Origin of the sequence: Corynebacterium sp. HMSC074C01, assembly GCF_001814605.1 — a bacterium.
Lineage (GTDB): Bacteria > Actinomycetota > Actinomycetes > Mycobacteriales > Mycobacteriaceae > Corynebacterium.
Genome location: NZ_KV817274.1, coordinates 96,104 through 116,604, shown reverse-complemented (window position 1 = coordinate 116,604; position 20,501 = coordinate 96,104). Strand labels below are relative to the sequence as shown.

Below are 20,501 nucleotides of genomic sequence, written 5' to 3'. Positions count from 1 at the left end.
CACAAAAGCGGTCAGGCGCGCGGAAAAGCCCCGCCAGGAATGAACCTGGCGGGGCTGATTAGCTCACCGATGCGACGGGATTAACACTCCTGTGTTAATCCCTACTTCTTTTCAGCAAAGAGCTCGCGCACGCGCTTGCCCAGCTGCGGGGAGACAGCGTCCCAGTAAGCGTAGACACGCTCCTCGGTCTCCGGGGACACACCGGCCATAGCGTTGGTGATGTTGTCCGCCAGGCGTTCCTTAGCGCCGTCGTCATAGACGTTCTCGTACAGGTCGGTGGCCTGTACGGTGTCGTTGTCCTCGGCGTGGCGGACGTAGGGCGCGCGATCCAGGTCGATGCCTGCCGGATCCGGGTTGACGTAGAGATCCGGAGCGGTGGTGGTCTCCTGCTCCTTGAAGCGCAGGTTCTCATCGCCGTCCATGTAGCCGCCGCCCTTGGCGTGGCGGTTCGGCGAGTAGACCGGATCCTCCGGGGCGTTGAACAGGTACTGCATCGGGCCCTCGTGCTCATAGGTGTTGACCTGGTTGAGCGGCTGGTTCACCGGCAGCTGCTTGTAGTTCGGCCCGATGCGGTAGCGCTGCTGGTCAGCGTACGCAAAGACGCGTGCCTGCAGCATCTTGTCCGGGGACAGGCCAATGCCCGGGACGATGTTGGACGGATCCAGGGCAACCTGCTCAATCTGCGCGAAGAAGTTGCGCGGGTTGCGGTTGAGTACGAAGTATCCGACATCCACCAGCGGGTAATCCTTCTTGGACCAGGTCTTGGTCAGGTCGAAGGGGTTGAAGCGGTACTCTTCAGCCTCCGCCACCGGCATGATCTGAACCTTGACGTCCCAGACCGGGAAATTGCCTTCCTCGATGGCGTTGTAGAGGTCCTCGCGGTGGTAGTCAGCATTCTTGCCGGCCATCTCCGTAGCTTCAGCGTCGGTGAAGTTCTCCACGCCCTGGCGGGTCTTGAAGTGGTACTTCACCCAGAAGGCATCGCCGGACTCGTTGACCCACTGGAAGGTGTGGGAGCCGTAGCCGTTCTGGTGGCGGGTGGTCTTCGGGGTACCGCGGTCACCCATGAGGTAGGTCACCTGGTGGGTGGTCTCCGGGTTGCGGGTCCAGAAATCCCACTGCATGTCAGCATCGCGCAGGCCGTTGGCGCCCAGACGCTTCTGGGAGTGGATGAAGTCCGGGAACTTAATACCATCACGCAGGAAGAAGACCGGGGTGTTATTACCCACGATGTCGTAGTTGCCGTCCTCGGTGTAGAAACGCAGCGCGAAGCCGTGGACGTCACGCCAGGTATCCGGGGAGCCCTGCTCGCCGGCAACGGTGGAGAAACGACCCATCATCGGGGTCACGGTGCCCTTCTGGAAGAGCTTTGCCTTGGTGTAGGCGGAGACGTCCTCGGTAACGTGCAGCTCACCAAAGGCGCCGTGGCCCTTAGCGTGCGGGGTACGCTCCGGCACACGCTCACGGTTGAAGTGCGCCAGCTTCTCAATCAGGTGGATGTCATTGAGCACTACCGGGCCGTTCTGGCCAGCGGTGATGCTGGTGTTTTCAGTAGCAACCGGCTGACCGGAAGGGCGGGTAGTGTTCGGGCCGCCTGGGGCGCGCTGCCCCTTATCTAGAACCTTGTCTGCCGCGGACTCATTCGAAGCGTTAGTCATGGGGTTAATGCCTCCTAATCGGTTGATAATTTGCTTTACATTATCAATCACGGACCTTTCATAGTCTAGCCATAAAAAATGACCTACGCAACAGTTTCTGGGGTTGCCAGAGCTCACGGACTTGAGCCCCTAGTGCCCAAGCCCCTCATCCCCCGACTGGTAAGTTATGGGAGGTGAAACGACACTCCGAGCGCGACGATGCGCGCGTCACCGACCTCGCCCTCAAGGCAGGCCGTGGCGATCGCGCAGCCCTCACGGAGTTCATCAAGTCCACCCAAGATGACGTCTGGCGCCTGCTTGCACACCTTGGGGGCCCAGACATCGCGGACGATCTCACCCAAGAGACCTACCTGCGCGTCATCGGCGCACTCCCCCGCTTCGCCGCCCGCTCCTCAGCGCGCACATGGCTGCTTTCGCTTGCCCGCCGCGTATGGGTAGACAACATCCGCCACGACATGGCCCGCCCACGCAAGTCCAGCACCGAATACGAGGACGCCGCCGCCCTTGCCGCGACCCCCGAAAACTCCGGCACGTGGAGCGAGTGGATCGACGCCCGCGCACTTATCGACGCCCTCCCGGACGACCGCCGCGAAGCCCTCATCCTGACCCAGGTGTTGGGCTACACCTACGAGGAGGCCGCGAAGATCGCCGGGGTTCGCGTGGGCACTATTCGCTCCCGCGTTGCCCGCGCCCGCAAGGACCTCATCGACCAACGCGGCTAATCGTTATCGAGCCGTTACAAATGGGCATGGTCGGCCACAGAACCTGCACCTACATGCGCCAAACGGCAAATTCTCACACCCTCGCCACTGCCGCTCCTTAAAGAAACCGCGGTCTCAGCTGGAAAATACCTATCGAACACACCTAATCTTTTTCGAGGCACACGTGATAAATCGATAGTCGAACCGGGCCCGCGAGGCTTTCCCAATTGCCCGCACCACACCTTGGGTTGTGATGGCATTCCCCCGGCGCGTGTGAGATTGAGAGACCTCTTTACTTTATGTGGAAACGCGCAGTGGCCATTTCCATGGCCTTCATTGGTGTCGTCGTCGGCGCCGGTTTTGCCTCCGGCCAGGAAGCACTCCAGTACTTCGTGGCTTTCGGAAACATGGGCCTGTGGGGCGTGCTTCTCGCCTCCGCCCTCATGATTATTACTGGTGTGGCCATTTTGCAGCTTGGCTCCTACTTCCAGGCCGACGAGCACACGGCAGTCTATGACAACATCAGCGGGCCCATCGTCTCCCGAATCTTGGACTGGGGAACGTTGGCCACTCTGTTCTCCATCGGCTTCGTCATGTTCGCCGGTGGTGGCTCCACTATTAGCCAGCAGTTCGAGGGCGTGCCCATCTGGGTCGGCGGCGCCATCATGCTCGTGCTCGTCCTGCTGGTGGGCCTCCTCGATGTGGATAAGGTCAGTAACGTCATCGGCGCGATTACGCCGTTCATCATTATCTTCGTGGTTCTGGCCACCGGCTACACCATCATCGTGACCGACGTGGATTGGTCCAGCGCCAATGACTTTGCTGTCAGCAACGTCGAAAGCCCCCTCAGCAACTGGTGGCTGGCCGCGTTGAACTACACCGGCCTCAACGTCATGTGCGCGGTCTCGATGTCCATCGTCATCGGCGGCAACATCCTGGATAACCGCGCCGTCGGTATTGGCGGCCTCATCGGTGGCTTCTTCTACCTGCTTCTGCTTGCTCTCCTCGTGGTTTCCCTCTACATGGTGGCGCCGGAAGTCTACAAGCAGGACCTGCCGGTGCTGACGCTGATCAACCACGTGAACCCGGCCCTGGGCTACTTCATGACCTTCATCATCTACGGCATGGTCTTCAATACCGCCATCGGCATGTTCTACGCCATGGGCAAGCGCTTGACCCGTAAGAAGCCGAAGCTCTTCTACCCCGTCTACGCGGGTGCTTGCGTTGTGGGCTTCATCCTCTCCTTCATTGGCTTCAAGCAGCTGGTTTCCAGCGTCTACCCGATTCTGGGCTGGATTGGCCTGCTCATGATCGCCGTCATGGTCATCAGCTGGATCACTCAGCGCGACAAGATCACCTCCGAGTCTGACCGCCGCGTGCGCGCCCGTACCTTGGTCAAGCGCCGCCTGGACCCGCGCGAGCACTTCACCAAGAAGAACGAGCGCGAGCTGCGCAAGCTGGCAGCGGCCTCCAACATGGAAACTGAAGAGTTCGTCTCTGCCGTCGCCGAGGAAATCCACGAGGAGCTCGAGGCTGACGATGAGATTGAATACGACCGCGAAGACCCAGACCCCTCCGTGACCTTTGTGGAGCACACCAAGCCCGAGGTCCCGAAGGACTAGCGTTTCCTGCTTAGAAAAGAGAAGAAAAGTCCGCCACCAGAATGCTATCTGGGGCGGACTTTTTGCTGTTTGTGTTGTTAGGGCCTTAGACCAAGAGCTCCGCAATCTGAATGGTGTTGAGCGCAGCGCCCTTGCGCAGGTTATCGCCGGAGACCACGAAGATGAGGCCCTTATTGTCTTCCACAGTCTGGTCCTGGCGGATGCGTCCAACCAGGGAGAGATCGATGCCAGCTGCCGCCAGTGGGGTCGGCACATCAACGACCTTGACGCCCGGCGCGGAGGACAGCACCTCGCGGGCCTGCTCCGGGGTAATCGGCTTCTCGAACTCCGCGTGCACCACCATGGTGTGACCGGTGAATACCGGGATGCGCACGCACGTACCGGAGACCTTCAGCTCCGGGATGCCCAGGATCTTGCGGGACTCGTTGCGTAGCTTCTGCTCCTCATCGGTTTCTTCCGTGCCATCATCGACGAGATTGCCGGCCAGTGGCAGCGCGTTATACGCAATCGGGGCGACGTAGGGGCCCAGATCCTCCTCGGAGACCTCAAGCGCAGAGCCATCGTGCACGAGCTCCACGCTGCGGTCACCAATAGACGCCACCTGCTTAACCAGGGTTTCTACGCCTGCCAGACCAGAGCCGGAAACCGCCTGGTAGGAGGCGACGCGCATGGTGGTGAGCCCGGCGGCGTCGTGCAACGCCTTCGTCACCGGCATGATCGCCATGGTCGTGCAGTTCGGGTTCGCGATAATACCCTTCGGGGTGTTGCCCTTTTCCTGCGGGTTCACTTCCGAAACAATGAGCGGCACGTCCGGGTCCTTGCGCCATGCGGAGGAGTTATCCACCACGATGGCACCGGCCTCGGCGAAGAGCGGTGCATACTGCTTAGAGGTGGAACCGCCGGCGGAAAACACAGCGACGTCGATCCCAGCGAGACTTTCGACGGTTTGCTCCGCCAGATCTTCCACGACAACCTTCTCCTCGCGGAAGGAAAGCTCCTGGCCCGCCGAGCGCGCGGAGGCCAAGAAGCGAACCGTATCGGCCGGGAAGTTGCGCTCCTCCAAGAGGGTGCGCATCACGCGGCCGACCTGGCCGGTGGCGCCTACAACTGCAACAGTGGTCATGACCTTAACTCCTTAAACTTTAGCGTCCGGTACCAGCATAAACGGTGGCCTCTTCCTCGCCACCCAGCTGGAACTTCTCATGCAAAGCAATGGCTGCCTTTTCGAGATCAGCCTCGCGGGTCAGCACGGAAATGCGGATCTCGGAGGTGGAGATGAGCTCCATGTTGACCCCAGCATCACGCAATGCTTCCGTGAAGTCAGCGGTGACACCCGGGTGGGACTTCATGCCGGCACCGACGAGGGAGACCTTGCCCACCTGGTCGTCGTAAAGCACGTTGGCCCAGTGCCCCTCCTCCTTGAGCTTGGCCAGGATCTCCATTGCCTTCGGGCCATCCGAGCGCGGGCAAGTGAAGGTGATGTCGGTGGTACCGGATTCCAGGGAGGAAACGTTTTGCAGGACCATGTCAATGTTGATCTCAGCATCCGCGATGGCGCGGAAGACCTTGGCTGCCTCGCCGGGGCGGTCCGGGATGCCCAGAACGGTGACCTTGGCCTCGGAACGGTCGGTGGCGATACCGGTTAGTACTGCTTCTTCCACGGGGATATCCTCCATTGATCCGGCAATCAGCGTGCCGGGGTCGGTTGAATAAGACGAGCGAACTCGAAGGGGAACGTTGAACGCGCGAGCGTATTCGACGCTGCGCAGGACCAGAATCTTGGAGCCGACGGCAGCCAACTCCAGCATCTCCTCGAAGGAGAGTTGCTCGAGCTTCTGGGCGTTATGGACAATGCGGGGGTCGGCGGTGTAGACGCCGTCGACATCGGAATAAATCTCACACACGTCGGCCTTGAGCGCTGCCGCCAGCGCCACCGCGGTGGTATCTGAACCGCCGCGGCCGAGGGTGGTGACGTCACGCGATTCCTTGTTGACACCCTGGAAACCCGCGACGATGCAGATCTTGCCTTCTTCCAGTGCTTCGGTAAGGCGGCCCGGGGTGACGTCAACAATGCGGGCGTTTCCGTGGCGCTCGGTGGTGAGCACGCCGGCCTGGGAGCCGGTGAAGGATTGCGCCTGCGCGCCCAAGGACTCCACCGCCATGGCAACGAGCGCATTGGAGATGCGCTCGCCAGCGGTCAGCAGCATGTCCATCTCGCGCTGCGGCGGGACGGGGTTGACCTGGGCGGCGAGGTCTAGGAGCTCATCGGTGGTATCCCCCATGGCGGAGCACACGACAACCACGTCGTTGCCCTGTTTCTTCGTCGCCACAATACGCTCCGCCACCGCGCGAATGCGCTCTGCGCTTTCGAGGGAGGATCCCCCGTATTTCTGTACGACTAGGGCCACTGATGGTCCCACCTTTCCTGTTTGTGAGGGCCAATATCTGTTCACTACCCAATACCTATAGACCGGCAGTCAACTCCTTTAGCCTACCGCCCTTTCGCTACCATCGAAACACGTACTGGGTATTAATTCCAGGTAGGGTAGAAACGATGCTTTCAAACCTGGTTGCCGTTGCTTTCGCACTGGCCTCGGCACTAGTCGTGGCCTGGGGCACTGTCATACGCCACCGAATCGTGTTGGACGCCAGCTCCAGGAACGTCATGCGCACTGCAATCCGCACGCCTCTGTGGTGGATTGGCACCGGCGGCGCCGTCGTTGCCTATGCCTTGCAGCTCATCGCACTCCACTTCGGCACATTGCTCATTGTGCAGCCCATCCTCGTCCTGTCCTTGATGTTCACGCTGCCGCTCGCCGCGTGGTATTCCCGCCGGCCGATGCCGGCCCGGGAGGTCTTCTGGTGCCTGGCACTGACCATCGCGGTGGGCATCATGGTGGTCTACGGGCGCCCCACTGCAGGCTTGACGACGCCCACCTGGTCCCAGTGGTGGCCCGCCTTCGCCCTCGGCGCACTGACACTCACCGCACTCTTTGTGGCGGCCTATAACCGGCCGGAGGAATCCGCACTCGCGCTCGGCAGCGCGTGCGGCATCCTCTACGGCTACGTGGCACTCGTGGCCAAGGCGGTGGTGGACGTCCTCTCACACCAGGGCATTGCGGCCTTGCTGGCTAGCTGGGAGCTCTATGCGCTCATCGGACTGGCCGCTGCCGGCACGGTCATCCAACAGTATTCCTTCCACGCCGGCGCTTTGGCGCACTCCCTTCCCGCCATGACCATCATGGAGCCCATCGTGGCTTTCGGCTTGGGCTACTGGGTCCTGGGTGAAAAATTTCAGGTCGAGAGCGTTGCGGGGTGGTGCGTGATGGGCGCATCACTCATCATCATGATCGCGGCGACGATTGTCTTGTCGCGCGTTCCGGTCAACCCGGGAAGCACTCGGCGCGCGGAGCAAAGCCCGCGCTAAATCGCCCACTCAAAGACCACCAGCATGTAAGCGGAGAACCACGCTGACCACAGAACCCACGCTCCGCAGGCAGCCCACAGCACGCGCGGGCGCCACGCCGCGGCGGCGCGCACAACCCACGGCAGCACCAGAATGATCGCGGGCAGGAGGAGACGCGGACGCGAGTGCATGATGCCGTCGGAAAGCAGCACATTCGCGCACAGCGCGGCACTAAACCACCAGGCCACCGGGGCAACCCTCCCCCATGCTGCCACCAGCAGCACAGGAACCCCCAGGATCACCAGGGTGGTGAGCAGGTAGCCCACGTCGTTGTTCTCAGTCAGGGTTTCCCACACGAACTGCACGGTTGCCGCACCGCCATCAAAGGTGGAATTCCAGTGCTCAGTTTGAATCCCGAAGTAGCCACCAGCATCTGCCAAATAGCGCTGCGTCCACAGTAGATATGTCGGCAGCGGGAGCGCTGCCACGATGAGGCCAAGCCACGCCCGCCAAGAGCGCCGCCCATAAATGAGCACCCACAGGGCAAAGACGGCGAGAAAATCCACGGAGGTCAACCGGACGAAGGATAAGGCGAAGCCGAATGCCGCTGCACGCCACCAGGCGCGATCATCTAAGGCTATAAGCCCCCACACCACCAGCGCCCCGAAGAGGGCCTCGGTATAGGGCATCGAAAACACGATAGACATCGGCGCGCTGCTCACTACGAGGGCTGCTGCCCATTGCCCACGGCGCTGCGCACCCACGCGCCGCGCCAAAACCATGATGCCGGCGGCCATGACTGCAGTAAGCAGGGTGTTAACAATGAGCGCGGCTAACTCCAGGCTGATTCCAGTCCAGCCCAGCACCCGCAACAACATGGGAAGACCCGGAAAGAAAGCCATAGTGATTTCATGGACCGGCCCATCCGTGTTGATGTCTGCGTCAAAATAACCCGCACGCGCGATTTCCAGGTAGTACTTGGAATCCCAGGCTGTGAGCCGACCCCACAATTCCTGTTCATTAACCGCGGCAATGACACTGAGAACAGCGATACGCACCGCGGTGCCAACAACCGCGACCAGCACGGCAACTGGCAGGAGCGCCAGCCTCCCCAGCGCACCTGCGGAGGAGGTAGAGGCTGATGAGGCACCTTCTACTGCGGTATCCGCCCCAGGTTCCGGCGTCGTCTTCGTGGAATTCTCTTCATGCACGCCAAGCATCCTATCCGCACCCCACCACGTCCCAATATGTGAAATCAGTTGCCGCACAATGAGAAGCGTTGTATTGTGGCTCACATGACTTTGCGGCACACTCTTCTCCTTAGTAGCCGCGGCGGGATTTAGGTTTGTAGCTTTACGGCCAGCGCCCCGTCGCGGAGCGTGGTGATGCCAACACACACCGCAGCTGGCCGTTCCCCAAGCCTCATACAAGGAAGAGAACAAACACCATGTCCCCGAACGATTCTTTCATCTCCGCACCCCGCGAAATCACCACTCCGGCCGGCCCGCGTAACGACAACCAACCAGCTTGGAATAAGCAGCGCGGTTCCGCGATGCCGGTTCACCGCTACCAGAGCTTCGCCGAAGAGGTCGAGCCGGTCACCCTGCCTGACCGCACGTGGCCGGACAAGAAGATCACCGTGGCCCCGCAGTGGTGCGCGGTGGACCTGCGCGACGGTAACCAGGCTCTCATCGACCCGATGAGCCCCGAGCGCAAGCACCGCATGTTCGACCTGCTGGTCAAGATGGGCTACAAGGAAATTGAGGTGGGCTTCCCTTCCGCCTCTCAGACGGACTTCGACTTCGTTCGCGAAATTATCGAGGGCAACAAGATTCCGGAAGACGTCACCATTCAGGTCCTGGTGCAGGCCCGCGAGCACCTGATTCGCCGCACTTTTGAGGCTTGCCAGGGTGCGAAGAACGTCATCGTGCACTTCTACAACTCCACCTCGAAGCTGCAACGCCGCGTGGTCTTCCGCAAGGACCGCCCAGCCATTAAGAAGCTGGCGACGGACGCCGCGGAGCTCATCAAGAGCATTGCCAAGGATTACCCGGACACCAACTGGCGCTGGGAGTACTCGCCAGAGTCCTTCACAGGAACCGAGCTGGACTTTGCTGTTGAGGTCTGCGATGCCGTCGTAGACATCATGGAGGCAACTCCGGAAAACCCCATGATCATCAACCTGCCCTCCACCGTCGAGATGATCAGTCCGAACGTCTACGCCGACCAGATCGAGTGGATGCACCGCAACTTTGCTCGGCGTGATTCCATCATCATGTCCCTGCACCCGCACAATGACCGCGGCGAGGGAATCGCCGCCGCTGAGCTGGGCTACATGGCCGGCGCGGACCGCATTGAGGGCTGCCTGTTCGGCAACGGTGAGCGCACCGGCAACGTGGATATCGTCACCCTGGGCCTGAACATGCTCACCCAAGGAGTGGATCCGCAGATCGACTTCTCCGATCTGCCCAAGATCCGTGAGACGGTGGAGTACTGCAACCAGCTGCGCGTTCCGGAGCGACACCCCTACGGCGGTGAGCTGGTGTTTACAGCCTTTTCCGGCTCGCACCAAGATGCCATCAACAAGGGCCTGGATGCCCTGGCGCAGGAGGTGCGCCCGGGCGCGAACAACACCGAGGTCTCCTGGGAAGAGCTGCAGGAAACCACGTGGGAGGTTCCCTACCTGCCCATCGATCCGAAGGATGTCGGCCGCGATTACCAAGCTGTCATTCGCGTCAACTCGCAGTCCGGCAAGGGCGGCGTAGCTTACATCATGAAGACCGATCACGGCATCAACATGCCGCGCGCCATGCAGGCAGAGTTCTCCTCTGTTGTACAGGCAGTGACCGACGCCGAGGGCGGCGAGGTCAACTCCAAGAACATGTGGGATATCTTCGCCAACGAATTTTTGGAGCGCACCGCCCCGCTGGAGCTGGTGACTTTCCAGGTAGACAACTCCACCACGGAAGAAGAGGACGCCAAGGTCACCGCGACCATCGTCTTCAACGGCGAGAAGCGCGTTATCTCCGGTATCGGCAACGGCCCCATCGCCGCGTACGCCAATGCCCTGGAGGATGTCGGAATCGACTTCGAGGTCATCGACTACTCCCAGCAGTCCCGCACCGCCGGTGACGATGCGGAGGCGGCCTGCTACATCGCTGCCGAAGTCAACGGCGCCCAGGTGTGGGGTGCCGGCATCGCCGGCTCCACGACCCGCGCCTCCATCAACGCGATTACGTCTGCGGTCAACCGCGCTGACTAGCGCCGACTAACTGCGCCGCCAGACGCGAGGGAGAGGCTCAAACCAAGCACTCGGCCCCTCCCTCGCACTCCCGTGTACAGAATTCCGGCACAATCTTTGCGCCAATGTTGCGTCATGTAACATCGCGCTGTATATGCGCTGTTGTAGGCCGCCCTCGGCGGGTTATATACTGGATACAGACAACACAGAAACAATTTTTTTAAACACCTAGTGCGGACTAAAGGATTAAAGCCCGCACGACGACATTCCCTGCTGCGCACGGTTTCACACCGCGCGCATTTGTCGCGGTGCGACCAACGAAGGCGAATTATATGACGGTCACTAACTACGTGGTCCCCCACAGTGGTTTTGGTGAGCCTCGGCGCCTTACGGTTGACGCCGTCACCCCAGAGATGTTCCTGCAACTACTCTCCTTGGCAGAGGCCAACCATCTCCCCGTGACCTTGTGTGGGCACTCCCGCTCCGGTTTCCGCGTCCGCCATAACGAAGACATCGTCGGTGTCATTCCCGCCTCCCAATCCACCGATTACGCGGAATTGGACTCGATCATCGGCGCGGGATTAACGCCGCAGGCCACCGCAGAAATTGTTCTCCGCGAAGATGCAGCGGAGGAAACCATCCCGGCGTTTGAAGTTCTCCTCCCCGAACCAGGCCTGTGCGTCCCCCACAACATTCCTCCGGCTGGCCGTTGGGGCATGCTCAACGGTGACCGCGCTCTGCGCATCACTGACTTTTCGGCAACCCCGCGCTCCCTGCCGAAGCACCCCTCCCAGCTCCTCGTACGTTTGTCGAATACCCGGCATTTCTTCCGCCGCACTATCGAGATTCACCTGGATGACGAACTCGTCGCCACCATTCCACGTGATCAAGCGTCGCAGTTGAGCGATACCATCACGGGATTCAAGCACGAGGGCCTCATCGCAATCGCCCGCGCCTACTTCACCCCAGACACCGAAGTCCCCACGCTGACTGTCTACACCGAAGATGGAACCCCGGACACTAGTTTTGCGATGCGTACCGCGGGTGTCATCGCCGCTGCAGCGGGAGCGGCTGCCGCGACGGCCGCAAGTACTGACAGGGCGCACGCCGCGATCGCACCTTTCGGCAGCTCTCAAACAGCAGGTGCGGCACAGACCGCCGGCTCCACTGCCGCGAAAGGCGCACAGGCCCTGTCCTTGAATTCCGTCGGGGCTGCTGCGACGGCCGGAACGCAGGTCGCGGTAGCTAGCACCGGACTCAAACTGGCCGGCGCTGCAGGCATCGCAGTGCTCATCGGTGGAACAGCAAACTTCGTCTCCTCGGTGCACGCGCTCCATCCCGATCACGATCACATCACCGACTCGGTTTTGGAGGGGTACACCACGTCGCTGCTGGCCCCCAGCCCGGCTAATGATGAAGAAATTGACAGCGAACCTTCCGCTTGGGCAGATGAGCAAACCGAAGGCACCGTCGCAGACACCCACCACCCCCAGGACCAGAACGTCGCGGCTGAGCCAACGGAACTGTCTGAGCCCATAGAACCAGTGGAGCCGACTGCACTGGCTGAACCGTCTGAACTGACAGAACAGCCCGCGCCAACTGAGCTAACGGAGCCCACACAACACGTAGAGCTCGCTGTTCCTGAGGACGTATCTCCTTCCCCAAGCAACAGCCCCGAAGTGTCCGCAGCGCCTGAGACAGATCAGGAATCCGAAGCCGAAGAGGAGCCCTCCCCTTCCACACTCACGAGCGCACCTAGCTCCACGCCGGCCCCGCAGACGACGCCTACTTCGGCGACCCCGACTTCAGTGGCCACAACCCCTGCGACCACCGCGCCGGAGTCCTCGGCTCAGCCTGCCCCGTCGACGGCGACGACCACTCCTTCTCCTGCCACGACGGAGCCGTCTACCCCGACCACCACTCGCGCGACGACACCGCGCACGCCTGCGCCAGCTACGTCGACCACGGCAGCTCCGATAGCTTCTGAGCCCAGCGATACACCGACGCCAAAGCCGACTTCTGAGCCCTCACCGGAGCGCACTCCCGAGCCGAGCAGCACTCCAAAGCCAGAGCCGAGCGAAACGCCCACGGTGGAGTCGACCACTGAGCCTTCGCCGGAGCCCAGCGAAACGCCAACGTCAGAAACAACTTCTGAAGCCACGCCGGAGCCCAGCGACACGCCGACACCAGAGCCGAGCCGCACACCGGAGCCGAAGCCTGAGCCAAAGCCTGAACCAACGCCTGACCGCGACGGCTGGGTCATCATCATCGAATTCGGTTAGTCGCCTCAGCGCGCAGCGCCACCCCTACTTCCATTTAGGTGGTTAGAGCCGCTTCACGTGTGCCCTTTCCAGCTTCCTCGCAGTTGGGTACTAAACTGTGAACAATGACTACGACACCCGGCCCCTCCAAGCCTGCAGCGCAGCCTAGCGCAGCAGGGACGCCGGCCGCGGCGTCACCGAACACCAGCGCCCCGAAGCCGGGACCACGCCCGCACCACACTGCCAAGAAGCAGACCCCCAAAGAACATCAGGCGCCCCAGCAGAACAAGGACGACAACAAGGACAGGGCCTCCGCCCGAGAGGAAGCCCTCGCAGCTTTCCCCTTCGTAGCGCTGACCATCCAAACCACCGGCATCCACCCCTCCACGGGTCGGTTGCTCACCGTGGATGCGCTAACCCTCAACGCCGAAGGCGAAATCGGCCAAGAGTTCCACGCCGTCATCAATCCGGGCGAGGACCCAGGCCCCAGGCACCTGCACGGTCTGAGCGCTGAAGAAGTCCAAGCCGGACAGTCCTTTTCCATGCTCCTCAAACCACTGGACCGGCTCATCGATGGCCGCACTCTCATCGTCCACGACGCCCCCTACACCTGGGGTTTCATCGTCTCAGAGGCACGCCGCGCAATGACCGCCGCCGCCCGCCAGAACCGCGCGCGCAATCGCAACCGCGGCAAGGGCCGGCGCCGCCGATTCAAGGTGGGTCACGTTCCTACCCCAGTGGCAATCGTGGATACCCTCGCCACCGCACGTCGCCAAAGCGTATGGGGCACCGATATTCGTCTGGCAGCAGTCGCCCGCGATACGGGCCTTCCTGCGCCTGACCCCACGGCCAGCGTCGAACGTGCGCAGAGGCCGGAGAAGGAGACCTCCCGCGAAGCAACCCGCCTGCTTGTGAATCTTTATCGCGCGCAAGCTTCAGGCCCACGCAGCAGCGCAGCACCGGATGATCTGCGAGCTGATCGTTTTGGGCTGCAGCGTTCCCACGTCCGCGTCGACGCTGCTGAGGCTCCCCGCCAGCACCACAACCCTGGCACGTATGTGCTCGGCAAGGAACTCATCCGCGGCATGGAGATCGTCGTGGCCCCGGAAATCACCGAGGACCCCGATACCATCATCGCCGCCCTGGCCCGGGAGGAACTCAACTACTCTGAGAAGCTCACCCGAGAGACGTCCCTGGTGGTCTGCAACATCACCACCAACCTCGTGGGCAAACCTATGCACGCTCACCGCAAGGACATCCCCCTGATGTCCGATGTTGCCTTCCTCGCCGCTCTCGAGCGCATCGAGGAGCCCACGGAGCCAGAGGAAGAAACCAGTTCCACGTCAACGGGTAATTCGGGCGGACGCCACAACAGTGGACAATCCAGCCGCAATCGTTCCACGAACAAGAACCGCCGCCGCTCTCGCCGCAAGTCCTCCGGCACTCAGCACTCCCCCAAGCAGGGACACGCGCAGAAGAAGCCCCAGGGCTCCTCATCCGACGGATCTCCGAGTGACAAGCCCGCCCAGTCGGACTCCGACTCGAACAACCGGAACAGGGGCGGCAATAAAGGTCGCCGCCGTCGCCGGCGCGGCGGACGTGGCCGCCGCGGTAGTGGCAACCACCAGAAGCATCAAAACTCGGGACACAACCGCTCACACAACACCGATAACTAAGCTCCCCCGACTACTCTGGGGAACATGAATTTTAACTTCCGAAGCGCGTTTTCTTCCGCGCGCACTGCGGTCGCTACCACCGCTGCGGCGCTGGCCACCACCGCCTCGCGCGCCACGGGCCGCGGCGCGGGCGGCATGATTGGCGGGCTCATCGCCAACGCCATCGACCCCACCATCATGCAGAACTTGGCCAAGCAGCGCCCGGCCATCCTGGTCACCGGTACCAACGGCAAGTCCACGACCACGCGCATGCTGGCCGCCGCGGTGCGCGCCGAGCACACCGTGGCCACCAATGATGGCGGCGACAACATGGATGCGGGAATCATCTCCGCGCTCCTCGCAGGCAAGGATGCGAGTCATCTAGTCCTTGAGGTGGACGAGCTCCACGTTCCCCACGTCGCGGATAATCTCAGCCCCACCGCGCTGGTGCTGCTGAACCTTTCCCGCGACCAGCTGGACCGCGTGGGTGAGATCAACAAGATTGAACGCGCCCTGCGCGGCGCCGTCGAGGCCCACCCGGACATGCTCGTCATCGCCAACTGTGATGACGTCCTCATGACCTCCGTGGCCTATGACGCGAAGAATGTCATTTGGGTCTCCGCGGGCGCTGGTTGGATGGGTGAATCCGTCACCTGTCCACGCACCGGCGGCCACATCGTGCGCGATGGTGAGGACTGGCGCGCGGTCAAGCCGCTTGCCGACGGCCGCGAGTTCCGCCGCCCCACCCCCACCTGGGCGGTGACGGAGGAGGGCATTGTGAGCCCGAAGGGCGTCGATAAGCTGCGCCTTTCCCTCCCAGGCCGCGCGAACCGCGGCAATGCCGCCCAAGCCGTCGCCGCTGCGGTGGAGGCCTTTGGCGTGGACCGCCACAAGGCTATTGCCGCTGCCGAAGGCGTCGATGATGTGGCCGGACGCTACTCCACCATCACGCTGGGCAAGCGCGAAATCCGCCTGCTGCTGGCCAAGAATCCGGCCGGCTGGCAGGAGGCGCTGTCCATGGTGGACCGTGACGCCGATGGCCTGGTCATCGCAACCAATGGCCACGTGGCAGACGGTATTGATATGTCCTGGCTCTGGGACGTGCGCTTCGAGGATTTCGAAGGCATCCCCGTCAAGGCAGCCGGTGAACGCGGAACCGACCTAGCAGTGCGTCTGGTCTACGCGGATATCTCGCACGAGCTGATTGCGGACCCGCTCACCGCTATTCAATCCTGCCCGGAAGGCCGCATCGAGGTCTTGGCCAACTACACCGCCTTCCGTGATCTGAAGAAGGCACTCACCGCCGCAGCAGCAAAGGAGCACTCGAATGACTAGCCTGCAGATTGGCCTCATCCTCCCCGACATCCTGGGCACCTACGGCGATGACGGCAACGCCTTGGTCCTGCGCCAACGCGCCCGCATGCGCGGCCATGAGGCAGAGATCGTGCCCATCAAGCTGGGTGAGCCGGTGCCGGATTCCCTCGACATCTACACCCTTGGCGGCGGCGAGGACACCGCGCAGATTCTCGCCGCGGAGCACCTCATCGCCGATGGCGGCCTGACCCGTGCGGCGACCGCTAAGCGCCCGATTCTGGCGATTTGCGCAGGCCTGCAGGTGCTCGGCGAATCCTTCCGTGCGTCCGGTCGCGTTGTGGATGGCGTGGGGCTTATCGACGCCACCACCGCCTCCATGACCGAGCGCGCTATCGGCGAGGTAGCCACGGAACCGACCAAGGCCGGCATCACCGCTGAGCTCACCGAGCCGCTCACCGGTTTTGAAAACCACATGGGTGCCACCATCCTGGGGCCCGCCGCCCAGCCGCTGGGAACGCTGACGCGCGGAACCGGCAATGCGGATACCGCCGCCATCCTGGATCTCTCCGACAAGGCTGTTCAGCGCGGAGCCGAGGGTGCGGTGCAGGGCAGCGTCATCGCCACCTACATGCACGGTCCGGTCCTGGCACGCAACCCGCAACTGGCTGACCTGCTGCTGGCCAAGGCCATGGGGGTAGCGCTCAGCGAACTCGAGCCCTTGGATATCCCGGCTATTGACCAGCTGCGTACCGAGCGTTTTAACGCCTCGGAGCCGCCGCGCTCGCAACGCTAGCGGCGCTCGGAGGCACCGCGCCGCTAGACCGTCAGGCGGCCGCTCAAGGCACGCGAGAGCGTCAGCTCATCGACGAACTCAAGGTCGCCTCCCAGCGGCATGCCGGAGGCCAACCGGGTGATCTTTAGCCCTGGGAAGTCTCGTAGCAGGCGCACGAGGTAGGCCGCGGTGGCCTCGCCCTCCGTGTTGGGATCGGTAGCGAGAATGACCTCGGTGATGTCCGGGGAGTCGTCGTAAAGCGGCTCCTCCGGGGTGGAATCCGCGAGCTCTCGGTCCGGCAGTACGCCGCCGAGGCGCTGCAGAAGTTGTGAGATGTTCAGGTCCTTCGGGCCTACGTTTGCCAGCGGGTCCAGTGCGCCGCCCAGCACGTGGTAGCGGCCGTCATATTCGCCGGTGCGCTCGATGACCTGGATGTCCTTGGGCTCTTCTACCACGCAGATGGTAGAGGCATCGCGCTGCGAGTTCACACAAATGCGGCAGACTTCCTCGCGGGAAATATTGCAACAGATGCGGCAGAAAGTCACGCCATCACGCACTGCCCCCAGCGCCTTCTGGAGGCGATCAATCTCCTCCGGATCCTGATGCAACACGTGGAAGGCGATGCGTTGCGCTGACTTCGGGCCAATACCCGGCAGGCGCGAGAACTCATCGATGAGATCCTGCAGAGGTCCTTCAAACACGCAATGCTCCCCTCACTCAACAATCCCCTAGACCTCGACGGTCGGAGACACAACTAAAGGCCGCGCCGCCCTCCGCAAGAGGGCAACAACGGCCTTTAAGTCTAACGCGCGGCTTACTGGTTACCGCCGAAGACATCCTGGATGGACGGACCATCATACTTCTGCTGGGACTGGCCCATGCCCTGGGACAGCGGGCCGATCTTCTCCTGGGCCAGGCGGCCGGCAGCGGCGTGAGCCTCCTTGAAGGCGCCGACGATGAGGTCCTGAAGGGTATCGATATCCTCCGGGTCGACGACGGACTTATCAATGGAAACGCTCTGCAGCTCAGCGCCACCGGTCATGGTAACCTTCACCAGGCCATTGCCAGCGCTACCCTCAACGGTGGCGGCCAGGATTTCCTTCTGAGCCTTTTCTAGTTCAGCCTGGACGCGGGCGGCCTGCGCCAGGATCTCGTTCATGTCATTTGCCTGCTGCATCGGATCGTTCTCAGTCATGCTAAAAATCCTTTCACACGGTTATTTTCACTACGCGCCAAGTGTACAGATGCCGCGCTACAGCCGCCGCGCTCCCAACTCCTGCGCGAGGAGCTCCATGGCGACCTCCGTGGCGTTGCGGTGGTCCATCTCTCCGGCGCTCTGCGCGGCCTCCATCATCTCGCGTTCCTCGTCCGCGCGGGTGTACTCCGGCTGCGGTGCGGGCGCTTGCTGGGGTGCGGGTTGCTGCGGCATTCCAGGCGCCTGGCCTGCGCTTTCCGACGCCCCATTCGCCCCCGCTGGCGGACCGTACTCCTCCGGCGGTGCCTCGAACTCACCCTCGTCTGGCCCCGGCTCTGGTGGCAGCGGAACGCCGTTGCCGAACTTGGGAACCTTGGAAAACTCTTCATCGCGTTGGGCCGCGACCTGGGTCGCCTGAGCGATGCGTGATCGCCATTGGCTGCCACGGGCCTCCCTCTTTGGGGGCACTGCTGCCCCGCGCGGGGCAGTCTCCGGTCGCGTGGCCTCCTCCTCGCGCGCACCGTGCTGAGGCTTGGGCTGATCCGCCGTCGTTTCAGACGACGGCCCCTGCTGCCCAATCCGACGCGGCGCGCCCCACGGGTCATCGCTAGCGGTGCCGTGTTCCTTCACCTCGGGCTCGCTGGTCTTGTCTACTTCTTCAGATTCTGTTGCGGCTGCGGAAGCTGGCGCAGTTTCGGAAGAGTGCGAATCAGTAGCGTTGTCCGGAGTCTTTGGACTCTCTGCCTCCTCGTCGGGCTCGGCGGCCTCCCGTGGCGGTTGGTTGGGATTCCACTGGGTACGCTGAACTGGCTCAGCCACCGTGAACCCGTGGGCCTTCGGGTCGGTGCCGATGACACACGTGACCTTCAGGGTGCGGTTGAGCTCCTCCTGAAGGACAGTCACGATGACCTCGTTGGTGCCTGGAGAATTGATGCGTTCCGCCAGCGCACCGGTGGTGTGCCCAAGAACCAGGGTGTCATCACGCACGCCGAGGACACGGGCTTCGGCAAGCATGATTTCAGCGACCTTGTTGCGACGGCCAATGGTGGCGCGCAGGTCCGACCACCGCCCGCGAATCTCCGCGGCTGGGTCGTGCGGCTGCTCAGGCTCAGGGTGCTGTTCTTGAGCCTGTTCTTGTTGTTCCGTCTGCTCCTGTTGCTGCTGTTCGTGCTGTTCCTGTTGCTGGCGCTCCGGCGGCTCTTGGCGCTGTTTAGGCTGCTCTGGCTGCTCTGGCTGAGGCTCAGGCTGCGCCTCCGGCTGTGCAGGACGCTCTGGTACTTGGGGCTGCGAGTCCTCGGGGGCAGGGGTCTGCTGCACCTGCTGGACTGCTTCCTGAGCCTTGTCGGCCTGCTGCGGTTGCTGCAGTGGTTGCTGTTGCTGGGCCTCTTGCTTTGCTGCTTGACGGCTGCGGCGCTGCGCGATGATCGCCGCAGCGGCGGCCGCGGGATCCTGGGCGCTGGCGACCGCAGATTGCTGGCGCTGTGCAGGCGCGGTGGGCTGCCCTGCGGGTGCCGAAGGCTGCGCTCCCGCACCTTGCGGGGCAGCGGTGGGTAGCTGACCGGCCGCTGCCGCTGCGGGGGCGGCACCAACGATGAGGTGCGCACACAAAATTTCTAGAAGTAGCCGTGGGGACGTCGCTCCCCGCAGGGAGGACACGCGCTCGTTGACGGTTTCCGCCAGGTAGGCCAGCTGCGGGCCAGAGAAGCGCTGCGCCTGGGCAGTCAGTACTTCCCCGCGGTCAGTCGGAGCCGAGACCAAACCTTCCTCCAGCGCGGATGGCACGGCCTGCAGGATCATCAAATCCCGCAAACGAGCCAAGAGATCAATAGCAAAACGACGGGGATCGTGGCCGGCTTCAATGACATCGTCGACAAGCCGGAAAAGCCCCGCTTTATCCTGGCTAGCCAGAGCCTCAATCGTGTTATCCAGCAAGCCCTCGTCCGTGACACCCAGAAGCGGACGGGCCACATCGTAGGTCAAGCCATCGGGACCCGCGCCCGCCAACAGCTGGTCCAAGATGGATAACGTGTCACGCGGTGACCCGCCGCCGGCCTGGATGACCATGGGGTACACGGTGTCATCCACGTGGACGTTCTCCGAGGCCACGGTGCGCTCCAACAGCCCCTTCATCGCCGGCGGGGTTAGCAGGCGGAAGGGGTAGTGGTGGGTACGCGAGCGGATGGTGCCGATGATCTTTTCCGGCTCCGTCGTGGCAAAGATAAAGATCACGTGCTCCGGTGGCTCCTCCACCACCTTGAGCAAAGCATTGGCACCGGAGGCGGAAATCATGTGGGCCTCATCGATGATGAAGATGCGGTAGCGCGACTCCGCCGGCGCGTAGTAGGCGCGGTCACGCAGCTCACGCATGTCCTCGACACCATTGTGGGAAGCGGCATCGAGCTCCGTGACATCCAAGTTGCCCGGCCCGCCAGGGGCCAGCGAGACGCAGGAATCGCACACCCCGCACGGCGTGGAGGTGGGGCCCTGTTCGCAGTTCAGCGAGCGGGCCATGATGCGCGCAGACGACGTCTTTCCGCAGCCACGCGGGCCGGAAAAGAGGTAGGCATGGTTAATGCGCCCCGCATCAAGGGCGGCGGACAAAGGCGTGGTGACCTGCTCTTGGCCTACCACTTCCGCGAACGTTGCTGGACGATATTTCCGGTAAAGAGCCACGGT

The 20,501-nt window shown here is 62.5% G+C and carries 14 protein-coding genes and 1 pseudogene; 8 read left to right on the top strand and 7 right to left on the bottom strand.

What is annotated here, in order from left to right:
* Positions 1-101: 101 nt before the first annotated feature.
* Positions 102-1,658, bottom strand: a complete 1,557-nt coding sequence (locus tag HMPREF2978_RS05040) for a catalase (protein ID WP_070744451.1) — start codon at positions 1,656-1,658, stop codon at positions 102-104.
* Positions 1,659-1,831: 173 nt separating this feature from the next.
* On the opposite strand from HMPREF2978_RS05040, the gene HMPREF2978_RS05035 reads away from it, so the two are divergent.
* Together HMPREF2978_RS05035 and HMPREF2978_RS05030 are read left to right on the top strand one after the other, a co-directional pair.
* Complete coding sequence (locus HMPREF2978_RS05035; RefSeq protein WP_070525228.1) at positions 1,832-2,380, top strand: RNA polymerase sigma factor; 549 nt, start codon at positions 1,832-1,834, stop codon at positions 2,378-2,380.
* 278 nt (positions 2,381-2,658) lie between these two features.
* Positions 2,659-3,981, top strand: a complete 1,323-nt coding sequence (locus HMPREF2978_RS05030) for a YkvI family membrane protein (RefSeq protein WP_070744449.1) — start codon at positions 2,659-2,661, stop codon at positions 3,979-3,981.
* Positions 3,982-4,066: 85 nt separating this feature from the next.
* Here HMPREF2978_RS05030 and HMPREF2978_RS05025 read toward each other — a convergent pair whose 3' ends face one another.
* Complete coding sequence (locus HMPREF2978_RS05025) at positions 4,067-5,104, bottom strand: aspartate-semialdehyde dehydrogenase (protein ID WP_070744447.1); 1,038 nt, start codon at positions 5,102-5,104, stop codon at positions 4,067-4,069.
* A gap of 19 nt (positions 5,105-5,123) precedes the next feature.
* The gene (locus HMPREF2978_RS05020; protein WP_070525222.1) at positions 5,124-6,389 is read right to left on the bottom strand and encodes an aspartate kinase; all 1,266 of its coding nucleotides are present in this window, start codon (positions 6,387-6,389) and stop codon (positions 5,124-5,126) included.
* A 146-nt stretch (positions 6,390-6,535) separates the two neighbouring features.
* Here HMPREF2978_RS05020 and HMPREF2978_RS05015 point away from each other — a divergent pair, with 146 nt between their 5' ends.
* The gene (locus HMPREF2978_RS05015) at positions 6,536-7,408 is read left to right on the top strand and encodes a DMT family transporter (RefSeq protein ID WP_070744446.1); all 873 of its coding nucleotides are present in this window, start codon (positions 6,536-6,538) and stop codon (positions 7,406-7,408) included.
* Here HMPREF2978_RS05015 and HMPREF2978_RS05010 read toward each other — a convergent pair.
* The gene (locus tag HMPREF2978_RS05010; protein WP_070744445.1) at positions 7,405-8,607 is read right to left on the bottom strand and encodes a mannosyltransferase family protein; all 1,203 of its coding nucleotides are present in this window, start codon (positions 8,605-8,607) and stop codon (positions 7,405-7,407) included. The genes HMPREF2978_RS05015 and HMPREF2978_RS05010 overlap by 4 nt on opposite strands.
* 227 nt (positions 8,608-8,834) lie before the next feature.
* Here HMPREF2978_RS05010 and leuA point away from each other — a divergent pair, with 227 nt between their 5' ends.
* The 5 genes and pseudogenes from leuA (at position 8,835) to HMPREF2978_RS04985 (ending at position 16,651) form a co-directional block, all read left to right on the top strand.
* Complete coding sequence (gene leuA / locus HMPREF2978_RS05005; RefSeq protein ID WP_070744444.1) at positions 8,835-10,649, top strand: 2-isopropylmalate synthase; 1,815 nt, start codon at positions 8,835-8,837, stop codon at positions 10,647-10,649.
* Positions 10,650-10,960: 311 nt separating this feature from the next.
* Positions 10,961-12,910: a hypothetical protein gene (locus HMPREF2978_RS13225; RefSeq protein WP_070744443.1), complete on the top strand. Its 1,950-nt coding sequence runs from the start codon at positions 10,961-10,963 to the stop codon at positions 12,908-12,910.
* A gap of 104 nt (positions 12,911-13,014) precedes the next feature.
* A pseudogene (locus HMPREF2978_RS04995) lies at positions 13,015-14,220 on the top strand (DNA polymerase III subunit epsilon); the annotation flags it as partial.
* Positions 14,221-14,589: 369 nt separating this feature from the next.
* On the top strand, positions 14,590-15,879 hold the full coding sequence (locus HMPREF2978_RS04990; RefSeq protein ID WP_070744439.1) for a Mur ligase family protein: 1,290 nt from the start codon (positions 14,590-14,592) through the stop codon (positions 15,877-15,879).
* A complete protein-coding gene (locus tag HMPREF2978_RS04985) occupies positions 15,872-16,651 on the top strand; it encodes a type 1 glutamine amidotransferase (RefSeq protein WP_070744437.1) in 780 nt (259 codons plus the stop codon). Before HMPREF2978_RS04990 ends, HMPREF2978_RS04985 begins: the two co-directional genes overlap by 8 nt.
* A 23-nt stretch (positions 16,652-16,674) precedes the next feature.
* Here the strand turns inward: HMPREF2978_RS04985 and recR are convergent, their stop codons facing one another.
* From recR to HMPREF2978_RS04970, 3 genes are all read right to left on the bottom strand, one after another.
* Positions 16,675-17,331 carry a recombination mediator RecR gene (recR, locus tag HMPREF2978_RS04980; protein ID WP_070525209.1) on the bottom strand — a complete coding sequence of 219 codons (657 nt, stop codon included), beginning with the start codon at positions 17,329-17,331 and terminating at the stop codon, positions 16,675-16,677.
* Positions 17,332-17,444: 113 nt separating this feature from the next.
* On the bottom strand, positions 17,445-17,825 hold the full coding sequence (locus tag HMPREF2978_RS04975) for a YbaB/EbfC family nucleoid-associated protein (RefSeq protein ID WP_070744436.1): 381 nt from the start codon (positions 17,823-17,825) through the stop codon (positions 17,445-17,447).
* Positions 17,826-17,882: 57 nt separating this feature from the next.
* The gene (locus tag HMPREF2978_RS04970; RefSeq protein WP_083316497.1) at positions 17,883-20,498 is read right to left on the bottom strand and encodes a DNA polymerase III subunit gamma and tau; all 2,616 of its coding nucleotides are present in this window, start codon (positions 20,496-20,498) and stop codon (positions 17,883-17,885) included.
* Positions 20,499-20,501 lie beyond the last annotated feature (3 nt).

Coding starts and splice junctions, on each gene's coding strand:
- HMPREF2978_RS05040 (WP_070744451.1), bottom strand. CDS start 1,658: ATGACTAACGCTTCGAATGAGTCCGCGGCAGACAAGGTTCTAGATAAG.
- HMPREF2978_RS05030 (WP_070744449.1), top strand. CDS start 2,659: ATGTGGAAACGCGCAGTGGCCATTTCCATGGCCTTCATTGGTGTCGTC.
- HMPREF2978_RS05025 (WP_070744447.1), bottom strand. CDS start 5,104: ATGACCACTGTTGCAGTTGTAGGCGCCACCGGCCAGGTCGGCCGCGTG.
- HMPREF2978_RS05015 (WP_070744446.1), top strand. CDS start 6,536: ATGCTTTCAAACCTGGTTGCCGTTGCTTTCGCACTGGCCTCGGCACTA.
- HMPREF2978_RS05010 (WP_070744445.1), bottom strand. CDS start 8,607: ATGCTTGGCGTGCATGAAGAGAATTCCACGAAGACGACGCCGGAACCT.
- leuA (WP_070744444.1), top strand. CDS start 8,835: ATGTCCCCGAACGATTCTTTCATCTCCGCACCCCGCGAAATCACCACT.
- HMPREF2978_RS13225 (WP_070744443.1), top strand. CDS start 10,961: ATGACGGTCACTAACTACGTGGTCCCCCACAGTGGTTTTGGTGAGCCT.
- HMPREF2978_RS04990 (WP_070744439.1), top strand. CDS start 14,590: ATGAATTTTAACTTCCGAAGCGCGTTTTCTTCCGCGCGCACTGCGGTC.
- HMPREF2978_RS04985 (WP_070744437.1), top strand. CDS start 15,872: ATGACTAGCCTGCAGATTGGCCTCATCCTCCCCGACATCCTGGGCACC.
- HMPREF2978_RS04975 (WP_070744436.1), bottom strand. CDS start 17,825: ATGACTGAGAACGATCCGATGCAGCAGGCAAATGACATGAACGAGATC.